Annotated in this window: 1 protein-coding gene; it reads right to left on the reverse strand. The window is 26.9% G+C overall.

The genetic code is table 11. The annotated features are described in order from the left end of the window. Positions 1–301 (reverse strand): hypothetical protein (locus KGF42_RS19430; protein ID WP_227826933.1); only part of this gene is annotated, 301 nt, incomplete at both ends.

The raw sequence follows: 301 nt of genomic DNA on the forward strand, positions 1-301 counted from the left end.
TTTAATTTGATATTTTCTACTTCAAATGCTGTGTTTATTATCTCAGAATCTCTATTTTTATTTTCTTCTTTTAACATACTTAATTCTTTTTCTAATGCTTGTAATCTCTTTTGTTCATCTGTCAAAATGATTGGTATATCTCTTATAACAAGTTCTTTTGTGATTGGATTTATTGACTCTATATACTGTTTACTATAGTCTATACTTCCAAATTCAACATCTAAGTAATGTAACTCTGTTATTGCATCATGTTCTAAAACATTACCTGTTGCTTCTCCTGTTTGGAATATTATTTTCCCGT

The organism is Clostridioides sp. ZZV15-6383, from assembly GCF_020657735.1.
Lineage (GTDB): Bacteria > Bacillota > Clostridia > Peptostreptococcales > Peptostreptococcaceae > Clostridioides > Clostridioides difficile_D.